1 protein-coding gene is annotated in these 812 nt (G+C 66.1%); it reads right to left on the bottom strand.

The window, feature by feature from the left end:
• The coding region (locus F6S12_RS32395) for an aldehyde dehydrogenase family protein (protein ID WP_315869941.1) at positions 1 to 812 on the bottom strand (812 nt) is incomplete at both ends.

An 812-nucleotide genomic window follows, 5' to 3' on the forward strand; every position in this document is an offset into this window, starting at 1 on the left:
CGGGGCAGGATGGCGTAGCTGTTGCGCTCGCCGGTAGGGCCGGTCAACTGCCGGGTGATGCCGCTCTGGGACTGGCCGGCGAACTGTTTGCACAGGATCGCCAGTTCCGCCAGCTTGCTGCTCTCGGCCCAGGCTTGCAGGGCGTTCAACGGCTTGCTGAGGACTTCGCGCAGGCGCAGGTCCGGGGCGTTCTCGGCGTCGCCACGGGCAAAGGACTGCTCGATGGCATCCACCGGGCGGGTCGACAGCAGGCGGTACAGGTACAGCGGGCCGCCGGCTTTCGGGCCGGTGCCCGACAGGCCTTCGCCGCCGAACGGTTGCACGCCGACCACGGCACCGACGATGTTGCGGTTGACGTAGACGTTACCGGCGTGGACGTTGTCCACCACCTTGGCGATGGTCTCGTCGATCCGGGTGTGCACGCCCAGGGTCAGGCCGTAGCCGGAAGCGTTGATCTGGGCGATCAGCTGGTCGATTTCCTTGCGCTTGTAGCGCACCACGTGCAGCACCGGACCGAAGATCTCGCGCTGCAGCTCGTCGAAGCTTTCCAGCTCGATCAGGGTCGGCATGACAAAGGTGCCGCGCTTGCATTCTTCGCCGTCGGCGATGGCCATCTGGTACACGTTGCGACCTTTGTCGCGCATGGCCTGGATGTGCTTCTCGATGCCGGCCTTGGCTTCGGCGTCGATCACCGGGCCGATGTCCACCGACAGGCGCTCAGGGTTGCCCAGGCGGTTTTCGGCCATGGCGCCCTTGAGCATTTCGATCACGCGGTCGGCGGAATCTTCCTGCAGGCACAGCACGCGCAGGGC

Source organism: Pseudomonas sp. JV245A (assembly GCF_032424515.1).
GTDB lineage: Bacteria > Pseudomonadota > Gammaproteobacteria > Pseudomonadales > Pseudomonadaceae > Aquipseudomonas > Aquipseudomonas protegens.